The 18,489-nt window shown below is 37.7% G+C and carries 16 protein-coding genes; 3 read left to right on the top strand and 13 right to left on the bottom strand.

Annotated elements, in window-relative coordinates; genetic code table 11:
• Window positions 1-53: 53 nt before the first annotated feature.
• The 4 genes from HMPREF9707_RS05040 to HMPREF9707_RS05025 are packed head-to-tail and all read right to left on the bottom strand — an operon-like array spanning window position 54 to window position 4,269.
• Complete coding sequence (locus HMPREF9707_RS05040) at window positions 54-761, bottom strand: transaldolase (protein ID WP_006701612.1); 708 nt, start codon at window positions 759-761, stop codon at window positions 54-56.
• A 14-nt stretch (window positions 762-775) separates the two neighbouring features.
• Complete coding sequence (locus HMPREF9707_RS05035) at window positions 776-2,140, bottom strand: PTS ascorbate transporter subunit IIC (RefSeq protein ID WP_006701611.1); 1,365 nt, start codon at window positions 2,138-2,140, stop codon at window positions 776-778.
• A gap of 16 nt (window positions 2,141-2,156) precedes the next feature.
• A complete protein-coding gene (locus HMPREF9707_RS05030) occupies window positions 2,157-2,438 on the bottom strand; it encodes a PTS sugar transporter subunit IIB (protein ID WP_006701610.1) in 282 nt (93 codons plus the stop codon).
• Window positions 2,431-4,269, bottom strand: a complete 1,839-nt coding sequence (locus HMPREF9707_RS05025; RefSeq protein ID WP_006701609.1) for a BglG family transcription antiterminator — start codon at window positions 4,267-4,269, stop codon at window positions 2,431-2,433. The genes HMPREF9707_RS05030 and HMPREF9707_RS05025 overlap by 8 nt, the downstream gene beginning before the upstream one ends.
• A gap of 326 nt (window positions 4,270-4,595) precedes the next feature.
• Here HMPREF9707_RS05025 and HMPREF9707_RS05020 point away from each other — a divergent pair, with 326 nt between their 5' ends.
• Window positions 4,596-5,642 carry a 2,3-butanediol dehydrogenase gene (locus HMPREF9707_RS05020; protein WP_006701608.1) on the top strand — a complete coding sequence of 349 codons (1,047 nt, stop codon included), beginning with the start codon at window positions 4,596-4,598 and terminating at the stop codon, window positions 5,640-5,642.
• Window positions 5,643-6,025: 383 nt separating this feature from the next.
• On the opposite strand, the gene HMPREF9707_RS05015 is transcribed toward HMPREF9707_RS05020, so the two are convergent.
• The 7 genes from HMPREF9707_RS05015 to HMPREF9707_RS04985 all read right to left on the bottom strand — a co-directional run bounded on the left by HMPREF9707_RS05015 (window position 6,026) and on the right by HMPREF9707_RS04985 (window position 12,689).
• On the bottom strand, window positions 6,026-7,078 hold the full coding sequence (locus tag HMPREF9707_RS05015; RefSeq protein ID WP_006701607.1) for a uroporphyrinogen decarboxylase family protein: 1,053 nt from the start codon (window positions 7,076-7,078) through the stop codon (window positions 6,026-6,028).
• A 12-nt stretch (window positions 7,079-7,090) separates the two neighbouring features.
• Window positions 7,091-8,272, bottom strand: a complete 1,182-nt coding sequence (locus HMPREF9707_RS05010; protein WP_006701606.1) for a MalY/PatB family protein — start codon at window positions 8,270-8,272, stop codon at window positions 7,091-7,093.
• Between the two features lie 10 nt (window positions 8,273-8,282).
• Window positions 8,283-9,026: an amino acid ABC transporter ATP-binding protein gene (locus tag HMPREF9707_RS05005; RefSeq protein WP_006701605.1), complete on the bottom strand. Its 744-nt coding sequence runs from the start codon at window positions 9,024-9,026 to the stop codon at window positions 8,283-8,285.
• 1 nt (window position 9,027) lies between these two features.
• Complete coding sequence (locus tag HMPREF9707_RS05000; RefSeq protein WP_040443178.1) at window positions 9,028-9,702, bottom strand: amino acid ABC transporter permease; 675 nt, start codon at window positions 9,700-9,702, stop codon at window positions 9,028-9,030.
• 52 nt (window positions 9,703-9,754) lie between these two features.
• Window positions 9,755-10,558 (bottom strand): substrate-binding periplasmic protein, encoded by an 804-nt coding sequence (locus HMPREF9707_RS04995; protein WP_006701603.1) that lies wholly within the window; start codon window positions 10,556-10,558, stop codon window positions 9,755-9,757.
• A gap of 324 nt (window positions 10,559-10,882) precedes the next feature.
• Window positions 10,883-11,821 carry an AEC family transporter gene (locus tag HMPREF9707_RS04990; protein ID WP_006701602.1) on the bottom strand — a complete coding sequence of 313 codons (939 nt, stop codon included), beginning with the start codon at window positions 11,819-11,821 and terminating at the stop codon, window positions 10,883-10,885.
• A 13-nt stretch (window positions 11,822-11,834) separates the two neighbouring features.
• Window positions 11,835-12,689 carry an alpha/beta hydrolase gene (locus HMPREF9707_RS04985; RefSeq protein WP_006701601.1) on the bottom strand — a complete coding sequence of 285 codons (855 nt, stop codon included), beginning with the start codon at window positions 12,687-12,689 and terminating at the stop codon, window positions 11,835-11,837.
• A gap of 226 nt (window positions 12,690-12,915) precedes the next feature.
• Between HMPREF9707_RS04985 and HMPREF9707_RS08740 the strand changes: the two genes are divergently transcribed.
• Together HMPREF9707_RS08740 and HMPREF9707_RS04975 are read left to right on the top strand one after the other, a co-directional pair.
• Window positions 12,916-15,927: a bifunctional FdrA/YlbE family protein gene (locus tag HMPREF9707_RS08740; RefSeq protein ID WP_006701600.1), complete on the top strand. Its 3,012-nt coding sequence runs from the start codon at window positions 12,916-12,918 to the stop codon at window positions 15,925-15,927.
• Entirely contained in the window at window positions 15,890-16,747 is an 858-nt protein-coding gene (locus tag HMPREF9707_RS04975) for an oxamate carbamoyltransferase subunit AllH family protein (RefSeq protein ID WP_083857171.1), read from the top strand. The genes HMPREF9707_RS08740 and HMPREF9707_RS04975 overlap by 38 nt, the downstream gene beginning before the upstream one ends.
• Before the next feature lie 76 nt (window positions 16,748-16,823).
• On the opposite strand, the gene HMPREF9707_RS04970 is transcribed toward HMPREF9707_RS04975, so the two are convergent.
• Window positions 16,824-17,432: an RraA family protein gene (locus tag HMPREF9707_RS04970; protein WP_006701598.1), complete on the bottom strand. Its 609-nt coding sequence runs from the start codon at window positions 17,430-17,432 to the stop codon at window positions 16,824-16,826.
• Between the two features lie 12 nt (window positions 17,433-17,444).
• Entirely contained in the window at window positions 17,445-18,449 is a 1,005-nt protein-coding gene (locus tag HMPREF9707_RS04965) for a CobW family GTP-binding protein (protein WP_006701597.1), read from the bottom strand.
• Window positions 18,450-18,489 lie beyond the last annotated feature (40 nt).

The following is an 18,489-nucleotide window of genomic DNA, read 5'->3' as shown; positions in this document are numbered from 1 at the left end:
ACCGTAGCTTAATTCCCAAAAGTGTTTTATTGATCCTATTTGACCAAGAGCTTTTACAGAATCGAAAATCCTAGAAGTTGGCTGTCTTTCACAAAACCTTGGACTGTTTCTTTAGAATATTCTTCGAGGTCTTTTCCAAATAATTTGGTTTTTTCAATCAACTCTGGGGTACAGGTAATAATATCACACTCTACCTCTTGAGCTTGAATAATGTTTAGCACTTCTCGTGGAGAAGCCCACAATAGTTTACATTTTTCCTTAGTATGACATATCTCAGCAGATTGTTTCATAATATCTGTTGGATCCACTCCAGTGTCAGCAATTCTTCCTGCAAAGACAGAAACAATACTATCCACACCTTCTTCTAAGGCGTCAACAACCTGTTTAACTTGTTCAACGGTAAAAACAGCGGTCACATTCAATTTGATTCCATCTTTAGATAATTTTTGAATTAATTCTGCAGTAGACTCACCTTTAGAATTCACTACCGGAATTTTTACAAAAACATTTTCACCTAAACTGGCAATTTTACGTGCTTCCAGTTCCATCGTTTCAATATCATCCGCAAAAACTTCAAATGAAACGGGTAAATCAGGGAATCGTTTTAACACATCGATTGCGAATTGCTCATAATCAGTGATCCCCGCTTTTTTCATTAAAGAAGGATTTGTGGTAAAACCATCAACATTTAAATTATCAAACGCATGTTGCATTTGATCAATATTTGCGCCATCTGCATAAATATCTATTTTTAAATCCATACTACACTCTCTTTCTATTCTTCTACATTATTAATTGCGATATTTGATTTGCTTAAAAAGTTAGGAATGATTAAGACCAATAAAGTAATCGCAGCAATAATATAAATGCCTGTATTACCCATTGAATTACCTAATCGTCCTAATAAGATACCAATTGCACCAAAGTCTGTATCACCAAAGGTAGTGTTAGCAAATCCTAACTGACCTAGTACCGGAAGTAATAGTGCAGGGATAAATGATAATAATAAACCATTCACAAAAGCACCGATTGTAGCACCACGTCGTCCTCCTGTAGCATTACCATAAATACCTGCAGTTGCACCACAGAAGAAGTGAGGAACCATACCTGGAATAATTAAAACTCCTCCGGTGAATCCTAAGATTAACATCCCAACAATACCGCCGATAAATGAACTAATAAATCCGATAATCACCGCCGTTGGTGCAAATGTAAAGAATACCGCACAGTCAACAGCAGGAACCGCATTCGGAATTACTCTTGAGGCAATACCTTGGAATGCTGGAATTAAGTCGGCAAGAATCATTCGTACCCCTGCGTAGACAATTGCAACACCTACCGCAAAGTTAAGTCCACAAATAATTGCGTAAACAATATAGTTTTTTCCACCTGATAATTCGTTAACAAATTGAGGACCTGCTACAAGTGCTGCTAAAAGATAGAAAATTAACATTGTTAGAGCCGTACTGATCGTTGTATTTCTTAAGAATGACCATTTTTCAGGAACTTCGATATCTTCGGTAGAAGCACTTCCTTTACCTACTAACTTACCAATTAACCCTGAAACATAGTAGCCCAGTGAACTAAAGTGACCCATCGCTAAATCTTCGCCGTCTGTCACTTGTAAAGTCATTCGCTGACCAATTGCTGGAGAGATTGCACTCCATGCTCCTAAGAAGAATCCACCTAAGAGAATTAACTCAATCCCTTGAATTCCAATCGCTCCTAATACCGCAGCTAGCAAGCAAGCCATGAAGAAACTGTGGTGACCTGTTAAAAATACATACTTGAAGCGGGTGAATCGAGCAATGAGGAGGTTAACTATCAACCCCACAACTAAAACCGTCATTGTCTCAACACCTAAAATCTCTTGAGCAACTGAAACAACAGCCTCATTATTTGGTACAACGCCGGTAATATTAAATCCATGCTCGATCATTTGAGCAAGTGGGTCTAAATTGCTAACAATAACGCCTGCTCCGGCAGATAGCATTAAGTAACCTAAAATTGGACCTAAGGTACCCGTTAAAATTTTATGAGGTTTTTCTCTCAAAGCAACTAAACCAACAAAGGCAATGAGCCCCATTAGAAATGCCGGTTCTGAAATAATATCCTGAATAAACTGTAATATTGCTTCCATTTTTCTCTCTCCTTATTTATTTATTAGCTAACCGCTGTAATTCGGGTAACACGTCTTCGATAATTTTCTTCTTATTAGTATATGAACGAATAATAGCTACATTGGCTGATGATGGAAAAATTGATGACAATTCTTTAGTCGTGACATATAAATCAGCGGGTACACCGACTGCATTACCGGAGTCAATCGACTGTGCTTCTACTTCAATCCCTTCTTCTCTACAAATTTCTTCGATTTTTAACTTCAAAAGCAAACTACTTCCAATACCATTACCACACACCGTTACAACTTTAATCATTTCCTTCCTCCTTTAATTTTTTTGTTATAATTTTTAATGCCTCTTCACTATTGCTAGCCTCTAACAATTTCGCAACGGTTGATTCGTCATCCATTATTTGCGATAACTGAATTAAGGCTGTTAAATGAGTTTCATTATCAATTGCAGCTAAAACAAATACAAGCTGGACCAGTCGATCTTCATCAAATTCCTCTTGACTTGCTTCATTATAATCAATAGGTTTCTTATTGATTAAGAGACTAATTCCAAGTTCTTTCACCCCATTCTCTGGGCGTGAGTGCGCTAGAGCAACTTGGGGGGCTAAAACAATATAAGGGCCCATTTCCTTCACAACATCTATCATTGATTGAATATACTCTTGCGTTATGAACTCTTTTTCAAGTAATGGATTTGCTGCACTCGCGATACTCTGTTCCCAATCCATTTCTTGATCGACTATTACAATTTTATCGGTAGTTAATAAGTCTGTTAACATTGGTTTATCATCACCTCTTGATTCTTTTTCTAGGCTTAATTGTTCTGTAACTCTATTAATTAAGTCTCCTCTAGTTAGATTGTCTTTAATTACTATATAAGGCATTACACTATCAATAACTTGTTCAATTAAAAGTGTCCCCTGATTTTTAAAGAAAAAATCATTTTGAATATTATTATATAATTCTCTTTTTTCTAGTTCGCTCATCAACGGGCTTACAACATAATTCTTTACTCCCAAATTAATCGGAACATTTGAAAAAATAGCATCGATTCTATTTTCGATAATCATACTCTCAGTTAATTCATGATTGTGCGTTGCTATGAAATTTATATTAGGAAATAATTGAATAAGAGTTGATTTCATTATTAATGAGGAGCTAAAACCGTTTGGACAAACAACAATAGCGTTCAGCGTGTCAACAATCCGTTTCCGTTTTGAGTAACCAACGAATAATAAAGTTAAAAATCCAACCTCATCTTCAGGGATATCACAATCTATAAATTGCTTGAGAGGTTTCAGCCCTAAACTAACAATGTTAAACATTTCTAAATACTCATTTTTGATTTTATTTAATAAAGTATTCTCAAATTTTAGTTCTAAAACGATTCGATAATAGGCTGGGATTAGATGGTTGTATAAATCAGAAATTAACTTTTCTCGTTCCTCGAACCTTACCGCTGAAATCCGTTCAACTTCTTTCACTATCTCCCTAGCTACGTTTGAAATGGTTGGAAAATCTTCCATCAAAAACTGATTATTGCTCATCGTTAAAAGTACGCCAGCTATATATTCTTTTTCAATATCTTCATATGCCCTATCAATATTTATCAGTAATTCGGTAACAATCTGTTGGATTTTATTCGATACACTGAATTTGGATTGATTAGAACTATCCAATCCGATTCCATTTCTATCTAAATGTAGAAATAAACAATACAGGAATAGAAAAACTCGATCTCTTCTCGATGGAACAACGGTGATTTCACAGGTAATCTTCTTGAACATTTCTCTGAAGTTAGATAAAAATACCACATCTTCATCCACGATATTTTGAATAATAATATCGATACTTATTTCGTGCAAAAGCTTATCAATACAATCAAATACTTCAGATCTGACTTGTACTGCGTTACCCTTTAATCGATAACCTTCTTTTCTAGAATAGACGATTTGTGTCTGTGAACCAGCTTTTCGCAAATTATTCTTTAAATTATTCATGTCATTGATAATTGTATTTTTACTTACCTCTAATACATCTTGTATATGAAATAAACTTGAGTTGTTTTCTTTGACAAATAGCATTAAATAAATCATTTTTTGTCGTTGATCGGCATTATATATTTGATTTGTCATGAACCCCCTCCTTCCTTGCTATTTCACAAGTTTATTTCAAAACAATTAATATATTATGCAATTTTAGAATTGATTCGATCAAATGAATATTCTTTCTACTTTAAGAATACACTAAACAAAAGCGATTACAAATATAATTGAGTACAATTAGCTTGTGTAAATCAAAGACACATTGGACTTTACATAAATTTAAATTTTAAACAAAATAATAAAGTTCCTCCCCTCCTGAAAACAAAATGAAAATTTATCCCCCTCCCAGTTGTTTTTAGTTGACATTTCCTTGTGAACTTTTTATCATAGAGTCAATATATAGAAGGAGTGATACTATGACGAAAATGCACGCAGCAAGATGGCATAATGCCGAAGATGTTCGTGTAGAAGAAGTTGATATTCCAGAGGTAGGCCCTGGGCAAATGAAAGTTGCCGTAGCTTATTCAGGGATTTGTGGAACGGACTTACATGAATACTTAGCAGGACCTATCTTCGTCCCTCAAGGTCAACCACATCCACTTTCAGGAGATCAAGCGCCGATTACTTTAGGTCATGAGTTCTGTGGGGAAGTTGTTGAAGTTGGTGAAGGCGTGGAAAATGTTAAGCCTGGTGACCGCGTTGTAATCGAACCAATTATTGCAGAACATGGCTTAATTGGAGATTATAACTTAGACCCGAACTTGAACTTCGTCGGTCTTGCAGCTGACGGTGGTTTCGCAGAATTCTGTGTTTGTGACGCAGAGCTAGGACATATTATCCCTGAAGGATTATCTTATGAACAAGCAGCGTTAACTGAACCTGCAGCGGTTGCTCTTTATGCTGTTCGTCAATCAGCCCTTCAAGCAGGTGATACTGCCGCTGTCTTTGGTTGCGGTCCAATCGGTTTATTAGTCATCGAAGCGCTTAAAGCAGCAGGTGCTTCTAAGATTTATGCGATTGAATTATCTGAAGAGCGTCAAGCAAAAGCTGAAGAATTAGGCGCAATTGTTGTTCGTCCAGAAGGCGACGAAAGTATTGTTGAAGCATTACATCGCATCAATGGCGGTGGTGTCGATGTTTCTTATGAAGTAACAGGTGTCCCTGTTGTCTTGAAACAATCGATTGAAGCAGTACGTAAAGCCGGTGAAGCGATGATCGTTTCAATCTGGGAACAAGAAGCAAGCTTACATCCTAATGAATTCGCTATTGGTGAAAAGACTATGAAAGGAATTATTGGTTACCGTCATGTCTTCCCGAAAGTGCTTGAATTAATGGAAAATGGCTACTTCCCAGCTGACAAACTCGTTACAAAAGAAATTAAATTAGCTGATATTGTCGAAGAAGGCTTTATCGAATTAACAAAAGACAAATCTCAAGTGAAGATCTTAGTTTCACCTAAATAATTGTACCTCACATCGACCCTGAATTTATTCCAGGGTCTTTTCTATTCCAACAAAAAAACCAACCTGCATGATTACAGGTTGGTTGAATAGAATGATTGTACAATAAATAAAATTAACGATTTTTTCAGACTCTATCGTTATATTCAAAAACAAGAATATCATGATAAAAAAGATTATCGGGATTATCATCACATCCACCATAGTACTTAATATGTACATTTCACGAAGACATAAAAAAGGAACTAAAAAATGACTTTCTTGAATCAAAATTTTGTGTAAATATTTTTAAAGAAGACGTTTTATTGATGTTATTTCTTATTAAAATACATAAAACAACAGCTGTATATTATTTTAGACCAATGACAATATCAGTATTTTACTTATCAATGATAAGATCTAACTAGATGCATTAGATAATCTATATTTGTCAAATCAGAACCCAGAGGGTAATCACAGCCTAGACCTAAAATATAATTTTTATTCAATCTGTACCCGTTTTCCAAGCAAGATTCGTAGCTTCTTTTTATATCTTCATGAGTGCCTCTAGCCATTACGCTATACGGGGGAATATTTCCCGTAATGCCAATTTTATCTCCAAAATAAAGAACAGCCTCTCTTAGATTACATTCGTTATCAATACTAAATGTGCTTAATTTTAATTTTATGATTTGATCCCATATTTTTTCTGTTTTGCCGCAAATATGAATGTATGGTTTTTCGCCGGTCTTTTCAAATGCATAATCACATACTTCTTTTAAATATGGATAAGAAAACTCATTAAAATTTTTTGGGGAAGTAATGTCACAGCTTGATACTGGATCTGCTAGAGCAAATACAATTCCATCAATTTCAGAAAATGCGTTAATGACCTTTTTCATGGATTCAGTCACTATCTTTAACAGTTTATGTAAATTTTCTGGATGCTTTCTCATATCTTTCATCACATTTTCGACACCTCTTAAATATGATGCAATGGTTAGGGGGCCTCCAATATAGATATGCATATTCACTTCATTATAAATTATTTCTGCTAAATCTTCAGCAACTTCATAATATAGTTTTAATCTATCATCTTGACTCACTTCTTTAGGCTCTAGCATCTCTAAATAACTGTAATCCTTCAATATTGGATCGCCACAATATGCGCTTTTATTTTCAGGAAAAATAAAGTTACCCCCTAAACTTTGGGAAATTGCTTTTGAGTTCGGTGAACAAGATAACCAGTCTACACCAAATCTCTCGTAGGTTTTTAACTCGGCTTCTACCATTATTTTCCTATCAAAAAAAAGATCTCGGACATTACAATTAACTAACTGAGCTTTATTATCAACTATAAGTAAATCCACAGGTATTCTATCAATTTCTTTCCCCTGTTGAATGGCTCTTCTTCTTTCTACTGGGGTCATTTCATCATGAAAATTCTTTTTTAATTTCATTTTCTCCCTCATTTAAATCAATTCGCTGATTCCTTTTGTATATCTTTCCAATGTTTCTGTTAACTTATCAGTAGAAGTGGCAATATTAATTCGATTAAATCCTTCACCGATATCACCGAAAATATCACCTTCAGTAAGAAAAACATTATTTTCAATATTTTTCTCATGTATTTTTTTTGAACTTAACTGATATTCATTTAAATTAATCCATTGCAAGTATGTTCCTTCAAGAGGATAAACTACAGCTTTGGGTAATTCACTACTTATGATCTCATTCAACAATCCCCTATTAATATTAATTAAATTCAACAAATTATTTAACCATGGTTCTGCCTTATTATATGCTAATTTCCCAGCTTCTAATCCCATTGCGTTAACCTTATTTAACACTAAAAATTCAGCTTTTTTCTTAAATCTTTCTAACAAGTCACAGTTAGATATTATTATGTTAGAAACACAAAGTCCTGATAAATTAAATGCTTTACTTGGAGAAGTCGCAACAATGGTATGAGCTCTCATATAATCAGAGACTTCACATAATTTTACATGAGTATGTCCTGGATATATCAAGTCCTCATGGACTTCATCACAAAACACAAGCAAATTATGCTCTTCACATACTTGTGCTAATTTTATCAATTCTTTCTCAGTCCAAACTCTACCTACTGGATTATGAGGATTATTAAATAATAAAATCTTATTTTCTTTTTTAGCAGCGTTCTTTTCTAAATTTTTAAAATCAATCCTGTATTCATTATCCTCGATAATCAATGAGTTTTTTACTACTTTTCTTGAGTACCTCTGCGGAATTTCATTGAACATTGGCCAGACTGGATCCATAATAATAACCCCATCGCCAGGTTTACTAAATTCCTGTATAAACACTGCTAACGCTGCAACGATTCCTGGCATTGGTACAACCCAATTCGAATCAATTTGCCAGTTATGTTTACTTTTCATCCATCTTACTACTGAATCGAAATACGCTATGTTGGGTTCTGTATATCCAAAAACTGTATGGTTAATATGATTTTTTAAGCCATCTACAATTTCTGGTGCTAATTCGAAATCCATATCAGCTGATGAAATAGGAACCGTACCTGGAGGAATATTTCCCTTAAGCTCATACATTTCTTGCCATCTACTACCAATCATATCCGTTCTATCAACAACTTCTGTAAAATTATATTTCATGGTTCCTCCTTTAACTGCTTTTCAAGCGATTCATAAACTTACTTATATTCACATCATTTACATTTAAAAACTCATCTTTAGATCCATCGAAGAGAATGTGCCCTTCATCTATAAATAATATTCTGTCTGCTAACTTCATCGCAAAATCTATATCATGGGTAACTAGGAGTATCGTCATGCTTTTATTGCTTTGGATTAAAGTTTGTATTACATTTTTTATTTCATTTACAAGTTGCGGGTCTAGTGCAGAAGTAGGCTCGTCCAATAGTAATACCTTAGGGCTCAGAGAAATAGCTCTTGCGATTCCCACCCTTTGTTGTTGTCCTCCAGAAAGTTCATCCGGATAATAATCGACGTAAGGCGACATAGATACTTTTTTTAAATGTTCTAACGCAATCTCATTGGCTTTTTTCTTACCTATTCCACGTCCTTCTGTAAGTGAAACAATTAAATTATCTAAAACTGTCATGTTCTTAAACAAGTTATAATTTTGAAAAACCATCGCAGTTTTTTTTCTTAATTCAAGAATCGATTTTTTAGAAGAGTTCGAAGCATCTACTTTCACTCCATCAATAATTACATTCCCACTATTTGGCTTATTTAAAAAGTTAATGCTTCTTAATAGTGACGATTTCCCAGCACCTGATGGTCCCAAGATTGCAACAATTTCTTTTTCCCCAATTTCCATATTAATATTGTTTAATATGAATTTTTCATCATCATAACTTAGCGATAAATTTTGAATCGTTATCATATTACTTAACTCTCCTAACATGTATTAGTTTTCTTTTCTTAGAAACATGTCTTTGAAAATTTGTAAGAATTAGTGAGAGAGCCCAATATATCGCAGATACAATAATATAAATGATTCCATAATCAAAACGCCGACTTCCTTCAAAACTCGCAACAGCCATCATTTCAGGCACTCCTATCATAAATGCTATAGAAGTTCCTTTTATTAAGTCTATTAATGTATTTAAGAGAGATGGCAATGCTGCTTCCATTGCCTGAGGGAAAATAATCTTTTCCATAATTTTTATGTTAGTCATTCCTACAGATAACCCCGCATCAATCTGCCCTTTACTAACAGAATTAAAAGCACCCAGAAAAGTCTCACTTAAATATGCCGCAGCATTTAGTGACAAAGTCGTGACTGCTGCATATTCTGGTCTAAGCTTTGAGGTGAAGTCATTCATTCCAAATATAACAAAGTATACCAAAAGAATTTGAGCCATGGCAGGTGTTCCTCTAAAAAACGATGTATATATTTTAAGAAATGGATTTAATATTGGAATCCTATAAAATTTTATAAATCCAAACAATATCCCTAATACTAGGGATATAACCAACGAAATTATTGCTAAGAATATAGTGATCTGAGTACCTTTTAAAATATTAAAAAAATATACTTTTATTAATTCGATATCCATAAAATTAACCTTTCAAAAAACCAAAATCCTATAAAGGATTTTGGTTAAAAAATTATTCAGTCTGGTCTTCAACAGTTACATCAATTCCAAACCATTTCTCTGCCAATTTTTTTAATGTTCCATCTTCTTTCATCTCTTTAAGAGTATTAGAAACAACTTCCACCAAATCATCATCTCTATCTTTATTCATAGGAAATGCGTTATGTTCAGTTATACCATTGTATCCAGAAATTTTTAGTTTTAAATCAGGATTTTCTTTTAATAAATAAGCTCCGCCAGGAATAGAGGTACCTGTTGCATCAATTTTTCCTTCCGCCACGGCTTGAATACCTACTTGATTATCTTTAAAAGGGACTACTTCGATTTTTTTATCAGGGTCATTTTTTTCATACATTTTTTCATCAGCACCGCCAGGTACAATGGCTACTTTTTTCCCGTGTAAGTCTTCAAAGCTTTTAACTTCTTCAGCATCTTCTCTGATAAACCATCCACCTGGACTATACATATAAGTTTCAGTAAAGTCGTATTTTTCTTCTCGATCAGGAGTAATAGAAATTTGTGAAAGAATAGTATCTATCTTACCTTGATCTAACATTTGGAACAACCCGTCAAAGGTTGCGGTTTGATATTCTAATTTGAAATTATTTCTTTTTGCTATTTCTTCCCATACATCTACCTCATAGCCAACTAACTTTCCTTCTTCATCTGTGAAGTTGAAAGGTGGATGATTGCCTAAGGCTCCTAAAGTTACTACTTTTTGTTCTTCTGCTTGGACATAAATACCCGGTGAAAAAACAAAACCAAATATAAGAGACAAGAACATCACAATTCTAACAAGTTTTTTACATGTTTTCATTATTAACCTCCAATTAAATAAAACAAACTATTCTTTTCAGACTTCATTTTCTTAAAAAAGAAGTGTAATTTTTTGTGTTCTTTGATTATTTTGATTGAAATTATTCCTCCTTCTCGTCTAATGTAACCAAATATACACTTCAAGTTAATTTTATCACAAACTTTTGCTATTACAACAACAAATGTAAAATTAATCAATATTTTGATAGTTATAATTATAAATTAGTATTTTTTACTTCAAACTTCCTTTAGTAATTTTAAGTAAGTCTTTTCTATTCCAACAAAAAACCAACCTGTTTGATTACAGGTTGGTTGAATAGATCCATTAGAAGAATAAGGTAATAATTGGAATCGTGATAATTGAAAGTAACGACGTCATAAAGACAATTTGACTTGCTAACTCCGCATTATTTTGATAGTTGGATGCGAACATTGCGACATAAGAAGCGGTTGGCATACTTAACATAATAACTGGAATTAATAATTGTGCACCCGTCATATTTAACATCTTCAGAATCATCAATAGGATTAACGGAACCACCAATAACTTAATAGCCGCTTGAAAATAGAGTACTTTATTTTGGAATGTCGCTTGAATATCTGATTGCGATAAGATCAGTCCAACGACAATCATCGCTAATGGCGAGGTAGCTGGTGCTAACGTATCGATTACATTCGAGAATGGTGCCATGACCGTCCATTGCCCAAAGAAGAAAATCAACCCGACGACAATCGATAGAATACCTGGACTGAAGACAATCTTCTTCCAGTTGAAGTTGACTACGCCTTGCCCACGACGTCCCATCAGGTAGATTCCAACCGACCAAGAGACGACTTCGAAAATAAAGCCAGCTCCCAGAACGGCATAGAATAAGGCTTCTTCCCCTAAAAGACTCGCTACAATCGGATAGCCCATAAATGACGTATTAGATAATAGGAGTGATGTTCGGTAAACACCTTGTTGCGCATCATCAAAGCCTAAAAATGAAAACTTCGAGCTAACTAAACCAATGATAAACATTAAAACATATCCAGCGGCAACAATCAGGGCAATCGTTCCAGCAGTCTGCATCCGTTCGGTATTCAACTCCATCTGCATGGCAGTAAAGATGGTTGCCGGCATCGTAACATATAGAACTAAGTTCGTAATATCTTTTTGTCCTTTTTTCGAGATTAAGCCGACTTTCCCCGAGATAAAGCCAATAACAATTAATAGAAATAAAACTAAAACACGCTGCAACGTCATAAAGAAATCTAATTGCATACGTACACCTCTCTTATCTTGAATATTGATCTAACCATTGAATGAATTGTTCATAAATGGACATACCGAGTCCTTCGATATCTACTCGGTCGAAATCATGCCTATCACTTTCAACGGGAATAAAGGTTGCGTCCTCGACCGCTTGCGCTAAACGACTTGATTGTCGAAACGGAACATCCGGGTCACGGCGCGCATGGGTGATAAATAATGGGCAAGTAATTTGGTCACTTTGCACAGTGAATGAATGCGCCAAATCTTCTGTTGAAATACCTAATAATGATAGCCACTGACCGGTTTGTCGAGCATACACATACAGCAAGTAGCGCTGTTGGGTCGCATCTTGGGTAACGACGGGCGATTGCTGTAGTTGTTGTGCGACGGTCTGCGGTACGGCAGGTAACTTCAAATAGTCACGACTTGGATAACTGAATGCAGCATCTTGTAACGTTGTATAACCATAAAAGCTAGCTACACCACGTAGATGGTCGGACGACTGATGACTCGCTAAAAGTAACGCCGCATAAGCACCGGCTGATCGTCCGAACAAGAAATATTTATTATCTGATAAGCCGAGTTCACGGTACCCTGTTGTCTCAAACCAATCAACCGATTGTCTAATGGCGGTCATAATCTGTGACAAGCTCACCTGAGGAGCAAGTGGATAATCCAGCGCCAATATATGATAGCCTTGACCGATCAAGCGCTCCAAATATGGTTGAGGTAAATCTTCGCGTTGTCCGAACAAGAACCCACCACCGTGTAAGTAAAGAATCGTTCCACGATGCGTTGTTCCGTAATAGTAGGTGGCTCCCACGTCCTTGACATACGGTAACCCCTGAAGTGGGATTGTTAATTGTTTTTCTTTCATGATTTCACCCTATTCATCCTAGCTTCTTCAGTATAGCACTTACCTTCAAAATTGAATTGGCCACAATAACCAAAGGGAGTGAATTTGTTTGTTTGTTTTATCCTTAAAAGTGCTTTCATATTGCAGTACAATAGGCTTATGGTGAATCTTTGTCTCTTTCAAAAACACCAAATTAGGGTGTGTAGACCCAGAAAACCGCTGAATAAATTTAGAAAGGAAGTATAGAATGTTATTTACCAATATTCAAAAAGGCAATTATCAAGACTCCATTAACTTAATGTTACTATCGGCCGAATTAAATAATATGCCCGGTGTGAAACAAGCGCAAGTGATGATGGCGACGGATGCTAATAAAGATATCTTCGCTGGTGCAGGCTTATCCACCGATGAATTGATGGCCGCAGGCGCGAATGATATGGCGATTGTCGTTGAATCCGATGATGAATCCGTAATGGAGGTCGTCTTAGAGCGAGTTGAGAGTTTCTTAAATGATCTCAGCTCGAAAAAATCACAGACAACCCAACAAAATGTTTCTCATTGGCAAGAGGCGCTTGAGGCACTTCCTGAAGCGAACTTAGCATTAATCTCAATTCCAGGTCAATATGCAGCACGTGAGATTGAGCATGCACTCAATCAAGGTTTACACGTCTTCTCTTTCTCAGATAACGTAGCTTTAGAAGATGAAGTCCGTCTTAAAAATAAAGCGCATGAAGCTGGCTTACTCTTAATGGGACCAGACTGCGGAACGGGGATTATTTCCGGTATTCCATTAGCCTTTACCAACGTGGTTAGACCCGGTAATATCGGTATTGTTGGGGCTTCAGGAACCGGAATCCAAGAAGTAACAACGATTATTGACCGTCTAGGTGGCGGGGTTGTCAATGAGATTGGTACCGGGGGACGCGACCTGAATGAAGAGGTGGGCGCACGGACCATGATCGATGCGATTTTAGCACTCGAAGCCCATCCGACCACCGATGTTATCTGTGTGATTTCGAAACCACCTGCCAAAACAATCCGTGATAACGTGGTTGAAATCTTACAATCGATTACCAAACCGGTTGTAGCGATTTTCCTTGGTGAAAAACCAATGGAACATGCAGGGAACGTTGCCTTTGCTTATACATTGGAAGAAGCTGCGCGTATGTCGGTCGACCTAGCCAATGGTGAGACATTAAAAGTAAACTATAACGAAGCTTTAGATAATCACGTAGAAAAAGCACTCGATGGCAAGACGGTGAAAGGACTCTACTCTGGGGGTACGCTAGCTAACGAAGCGGCGATGTTGATTGCTGACGCATTAGACTTAGGCGACATCCAAAATGAACAAGGCTATATTTTAAATGCGAATGGATTCGAAGTGATGGACTTAGGCGATGACTTCTATACACAAGGGAAGCCACACCCAATGATTGATCCATCTGTTCGAATTAACAAGTTAAAAGAAGTCCTACAAGACGAAACAACAGGTATTGTCTTATTCGATGTGGTCTTAGGTTATGGATCTCACCCAGATATGGTGAATGCGTTAATTCCACAAATTACCGAAGCACTAGACCATGCGAAAGCAAACAACCGTGAATTGCACCTAATTGCAACAGTGGTTGGTACAGATTCTGACCCACAAAGCTACTCGCAAGCGATTCAAGATTTGAAAGCGGCTGGAGTCTTAGTCGAAACAACCAATGCCCGTGCGGTTAGACTCGCACTTGAATTAATGGGAATTGATTACAAACTTCCTGATCGTTCATTTGTGGACTACCAAGGTGAGAAAGTAAGCTTACCTACACCAAGTGAGCAAGTGATGGACTTAATTACAACGCAACCGCGCGTGATTAATATTGGTTTAGAAGGTTTCTCAGAATCCATTCAAGAATTTGGTGGTAAAGTCGTTCAATACGACTGGCGTCCACGTGCCGGCGGCAATGTAAAATTAATTAAAGTTCTCGATGCGCTCGATGCACATGCTGAAGCAATCGATGAAGCGAACGAAGAGATTGTTCAACGGATGCGTGAAGCTCAACCTAACTTAGTTGACGTGAAATACGCTAAGGAAGTCATTCCAGAACTAAGTCATGGTAAGAAAATTATCTTACATGCCGGTCCACCGATTAAATTCGAAAATATGACGGGACCAATGCAAGGTTCATGTATTGGTGCGATGCTCTTCGAAGGTTGGGCAACGGATCAAGCGGATGCATTAAGACAACTTGAGTCTGGCGAAGTAGAATTTATGCCATGTCACCATGTGAATGCTGTCGGTCCAATGGGGGGAATTACGACCCAAAACTTCCCTGTCTTTGTCGTACAAAATGCCTTGGACGACACGGAAGGCTACTGTATTATGAACGAAGGTATCGGAAACGTATTACGCTTCGGTGCTAATAACGAAGAAGTTATTACGCGGCTCGAGTGGATGCGCGATGTCTTAGGTCCAGTATTAGGACAAGCGCTACGTGCGATTGATGGCGGCTTGAATACAAGTATTATGATTGCCCGTGCGATTGGTATGGGAGATGAGTTCCACCAACGTAATATCGCGGCTTCACTTGTCTTCTTGAAAGAAGTGGCACCCATCATTACCCAACTTGATATTGATGAAAAAGACAAGCAAGATACGTTACAATTCTTAGCGGATACGGATCAATTCTTCTTGAACATTGCAATGGCCACTGGTAAAGTTGTGGTTGATTATGCCCGTAAAGTTCAAAAAGGAACGGTAGTTACGACGATGGCACGTAACGGCGAGAACTTTGGAATCCGCATTGCGGCGCTAGGGGATCAATGGTTTACTGCCCCAGTTAATACGCCGAACGGTCTCTTCTTTACGGGATACAGCGAAGAAGATGCTAACGCGGATATTGGAGACTCTGCGATTACTGAGACCATCGGTCTAGGTGGTTCTGCGATGATTGCCGCACCGGGTGTTACACGCTTTATCGGAGCGGGTGGTTTCGAGGATGCGGTACGTATCTCGAACGAACAAGCTAAAATTGTCGTTGGTCAAAACCCGAACTGGTCGATTCCAACTTGGGACTTCCGAGGGGCTAACTTAGGAATTGATATTCGTAAAGTCATAGAAACCGGCATCGAGCCGATTATTAATACGGGGATTGCTCATAAGAAAGCGGGTGTCGGTCAAGTCGGTGCAGGTACCGTAACAGCGCCAGTGGCTGCTTTTGAGAAAGCGTTGATCGCTTATGCTGAACACCTCGGCATCGATGTTGACGCACTCTAAGATTGAAGCCCAAATCCTACTGAGTCAGTGGATTCATCCATTGACTCAGTCCGGTTGGGTTGGCAAGGTGGGATCCATCTTCCAAAATGGCTTTAATCTGAACATCCAACAACAGCTCATCTATGTCTCAGCCATGCAGCCAGATCAATTATCACCGATTGGCTGTCAAGTTGCACTCACACATTCGCGTTCGCTGATCGATTATATCAAGCCAGGGATGCTCATTAAGTGCGAGCCACATCAGTGGACGTTGTATCGACGTCCTCAACCGATTCAACTGATTATTCGCGAAACAATGGTTGAATCACTGTCCATTCCTACCTTAACTTTTAAACAATTGGCTCAAACTGAAGTGAGTAGTCGCTTAAACGCGCAAATAGCGCTCGAATCAACAGGACTACCCTTGGAACAACTTGATGGAATGTTGGATGCATTAAAGAGTGCCGAAACACAAGAGCAGAGGCAAGCAGCGGTCTTACCTTTTATCGGAGCTGGGATAGGGTTAACCCCTTCCGGGGATGACTTTTTACAAGGGATACTGATTTTTGAACAAGCTCTGAACCAACCGCCCGTCTTTCAATCTGCCGTTCGAGTAGCTTCGAAAGAACGACAGACGACCTCTGTTAGTTCGGCCTATTATCGAGCAGTCCTAGCAGGGCAAGCGAGTCGACCTTGGATTCAGCTAATGCTAGCCATTCAAAAGAATGACACCAATCAACTACAACAAGCCATTCAACACATTCAACACTACGGTCATACGTCCGGTTACGATATGTTAGCGGGAGCTGCTTTCTATTTGACCGAACTGATCGCAAGTTGAATCAGACTAAATAAAAAAGCGTTCTGAACGGATTTCCATTCAGAACGTTTTTAATTTTAATTTTTATGGAATCTTATTAGCGGAATTTTGCAACGAGCTCTTCTAAATAAGCTTGTGCTGCTTGCGGATTATCTTGGATTCGTTGACTCGTTGCTTCATCACGCTGATCCTTCAGTTGGGCTTGTTCTCTAACCGTCTCAACTTGATCTGGCGGAATAACTATCACCCCATTGCAGTCTCCGACAATATAATCTCCAGGATGAATGTCAACATCTCCGATCACAATCGCCCTATTTTGCTGACCACCACCTTGTTTCTTCGGTGAACGAGCGCAGTGCCCTATACAAAAAATAGGGAGATTCAAATCGATAATCTCTTGATAATCTCTAACAAGGCCATCAGTAACGATCCCTGCGATCCCTAGCGCTTTCGCTGCGGCGGCATAGTTGTCTCCAATGATCGCCGTGGAAGTATTCTCGGCAGCATTCACCACCAATACACTACCCGTAGGTGCTTGTAAAATCGCTTCGATTAAATCTAAATTATCACCTTTGACTAGTTGGACTGGATAAGCCGGTCCTTCCAGATAAGTTGTTGGATCTAGCGCCTGGATTGCACTCGGTAAATTCCCTTGACCTTTTGTTGCGTCCGACCAACAAGTGGTTGGAATCTTTGTCTTTTTCATCTGGATTCCCTTCTATTTGACTTCGATTAACGTTGGATCTAACAGCGTTTGCTTGATATGGTCTGGATCGAGTTGCCGTCCAATAAAGACCATCCGACTCACGCGTGGCTCCTCTGGCTCCCATAATCTTCCTCGATCAAGTTGGAACCATTGATGGACCCCTTGAACAATCAACTGATGCTCAAAAGACTCTACAGCTATAAACCCTTTATAACGAACTAAGTCCTTACCATATCGATTGATTAAGTACTCCAACCATTGTTCCACTTGGGTGGCTGTCAAGCCTTCCTCAACTTCAATTGCAAAGCTAGTCAAATCACTGTGATGGTGATGATGGCCATGATCGTCAGCATGTTGGTGATAATTTTCTAGCCATTGATTCAAATGCGCATCAAACTCCACTGGTTTTTGTCCAAATAAATTTCGGTGTAAGTAATGCTTCGCCGTTTGACTATTTAACTCCACTGTCTCCATTGGAACAAAGGGATTAATTTGACGAATTCGTTCGACTAATTTTTCCAAATCATTCGGATGATTTTTCGTAAAAAGTAACTTGTCCGCATAGAGAATTTGAGAAGTTAATTCTTCATACTCATCCAATTGATGAGCGCCATTTTGCGAATCAATTAAGGTATAGACTGAATCCAAATAGAAATAATCACATAAGAAAGGTGTCTCCGTAATCGTCTGAATCACCGGTTCAGGATCCGCTAATCCACTCAGTTCAATCACAATTTGATCAATCTGAACTTGTTGTTGATCGATTAAGGTCATAATTTTGGCAAAAGTACTTTTCATCTCATTATTGGCAACACAGCACATACAGCCATTGTTGAGCTGAAATACTTGTGTCTCGTCAATCTCATACAATAATTGAGAATCAATACTAATCTCACCAAATTCATTCATAATCACAAAAATCTGGTCGGATTGATTGGTTTTAATAATTTGATTGAGTAGTGTGGTCTTACCCGAACCTAAAAATCCACTTAATAACGTAACAGGAATTGGATTCACTGTGCAGACTCCTTTCTATGGATGTTTTTAATAATCTAGT

Source organism: Falseniella ignava CCUG 37419, assembly GCF_000301055.1.
Taxonomy (GTDB): Bacteria; Bacillota; Bacilli; order Lactobacillales; family Aerococcaceae; genus Falseniella; species Falseniella ignava.
Note: the sequence above shows the minus strand (reverse complement) of the source record. Positions and strands in the feature narration are given on the sequence as shown.

What these genes read in the sequence shown, in the direction of transcription:
- HMPREF9707_RS05030 (WP_006701610.1), bottom strand. Translation starts at nt 2,438, where the DNA reads ATGATTAAAGTTGTAACGGTGTGTGGTAATGGTATTGGAAGTAGTTTG.
- HMPREF9707_RS08740 (WP_006701600.1), top strand. Translation starts at nt 12,916, where the DNA reads ATGTTATTTACCAATATTCAAAAAGGCAATTATCAAGACTCCATTAAC.
- HMPREF9707_RS04985 (WP_006701601.1), bottom strand. Translation starts at nt 12,689, where the DNA reads ATGAAAGAAAAACAATTAACAATCCCACTTCAGGGGTTACCGTATGTC.
- HMPREF9707_RS05010 (WP_006701606.1), bottom strand. Translation starts at nt 8,272, where the DNA reads ATGAAATATAATTTTACAGAAGTTGTTGATAGAACGGATATGATTGGT.
- HMPREF9707_RS04975 (WP_083857171.1), top strand. Translation starts at nt 15,890, where the DNA reads ATGCTGAACACCTCGGCATCGATGTTGACGCACTCTAAGATTGAAGCC.
- HMPREF9707_RS04970 (WP_006701598.1), bottom strand. Translation starts at nt 17,432, where the DNA reads ATGAAAAAGACAAAGATTCCAACCACTTGTTGGTCGGACGCAACAAAA.
- HMPREF9707_RS05015 (WP_006701607.1), bottom strand. Translation starts at nt 7,078, where the DNA reads ATGAAATTAAAAAAGAATTTTCATGATGAAATGACCCCAGTAGAAAGA.
- HMPREF9707_RS05040 (WP_006701612.1), bottom strand. Translation starts at nt 761, where the DNA reads ATGGATTTAAAAATAGATATTTATGCAGATGGCGCAAATATTGATCAA.
- HMPREF9707_RS05005 (WP_006701605.1), bottom strand. Translation starts at nt 9,026, where the DNA reads ATGATAACGATTCAAAATTTATCGCTAAGTTATGATGATGAAAAATTC.
- HMPREF9707_RS04995 (WP_006701603.1), bottom strand. Translation starts at nt 10,558, where the DNA reads ATGAAAACATGTAAAAAACTTGTTAGAATTGTGATGTTCTTGTCTCTT.
- HMPREF9707_RS05020 (WP_006701608.1), top strand. Translation starts at nt 4,596, where the DNA reads ATGACGAAAATGCACGCAGCAAGATGGCATAATGCCGAAGATGTTCGT.
- HMPREF9707_RS05035 (WP_006701611.1), bottom strand. Translation starts at nt 2,140, where the DNA reads ATGGAAGCAATATTACAGTTTATTCAGGATATTATTTCAGAACCGGCA.
- HMPREF9707_RS04990 (WP_006701602.1), bottom strand. Translation starts at nt 11,821, where the DNA reads ATGCAATTAGATTTCTTTATGACGTTGCAGCGTGTTTTAGTTTTATTT.
- HMPREF9707_RS05025 (WP_006701609.1), bottom strand. Translation starts at nt 4,269, where the DNA reads ATGACAAATCAAATATATAATGCCGATCAACGACAAAAAATGATTTAT.
- HMPREF9707_RS05000 (WP_040443178.1), bottom strand. Translation starts at nt 9,702, where the DNA reads ATGGATATCGAATTAATAAAAGTATATTTTTTTAATATTTTAAAAGGT.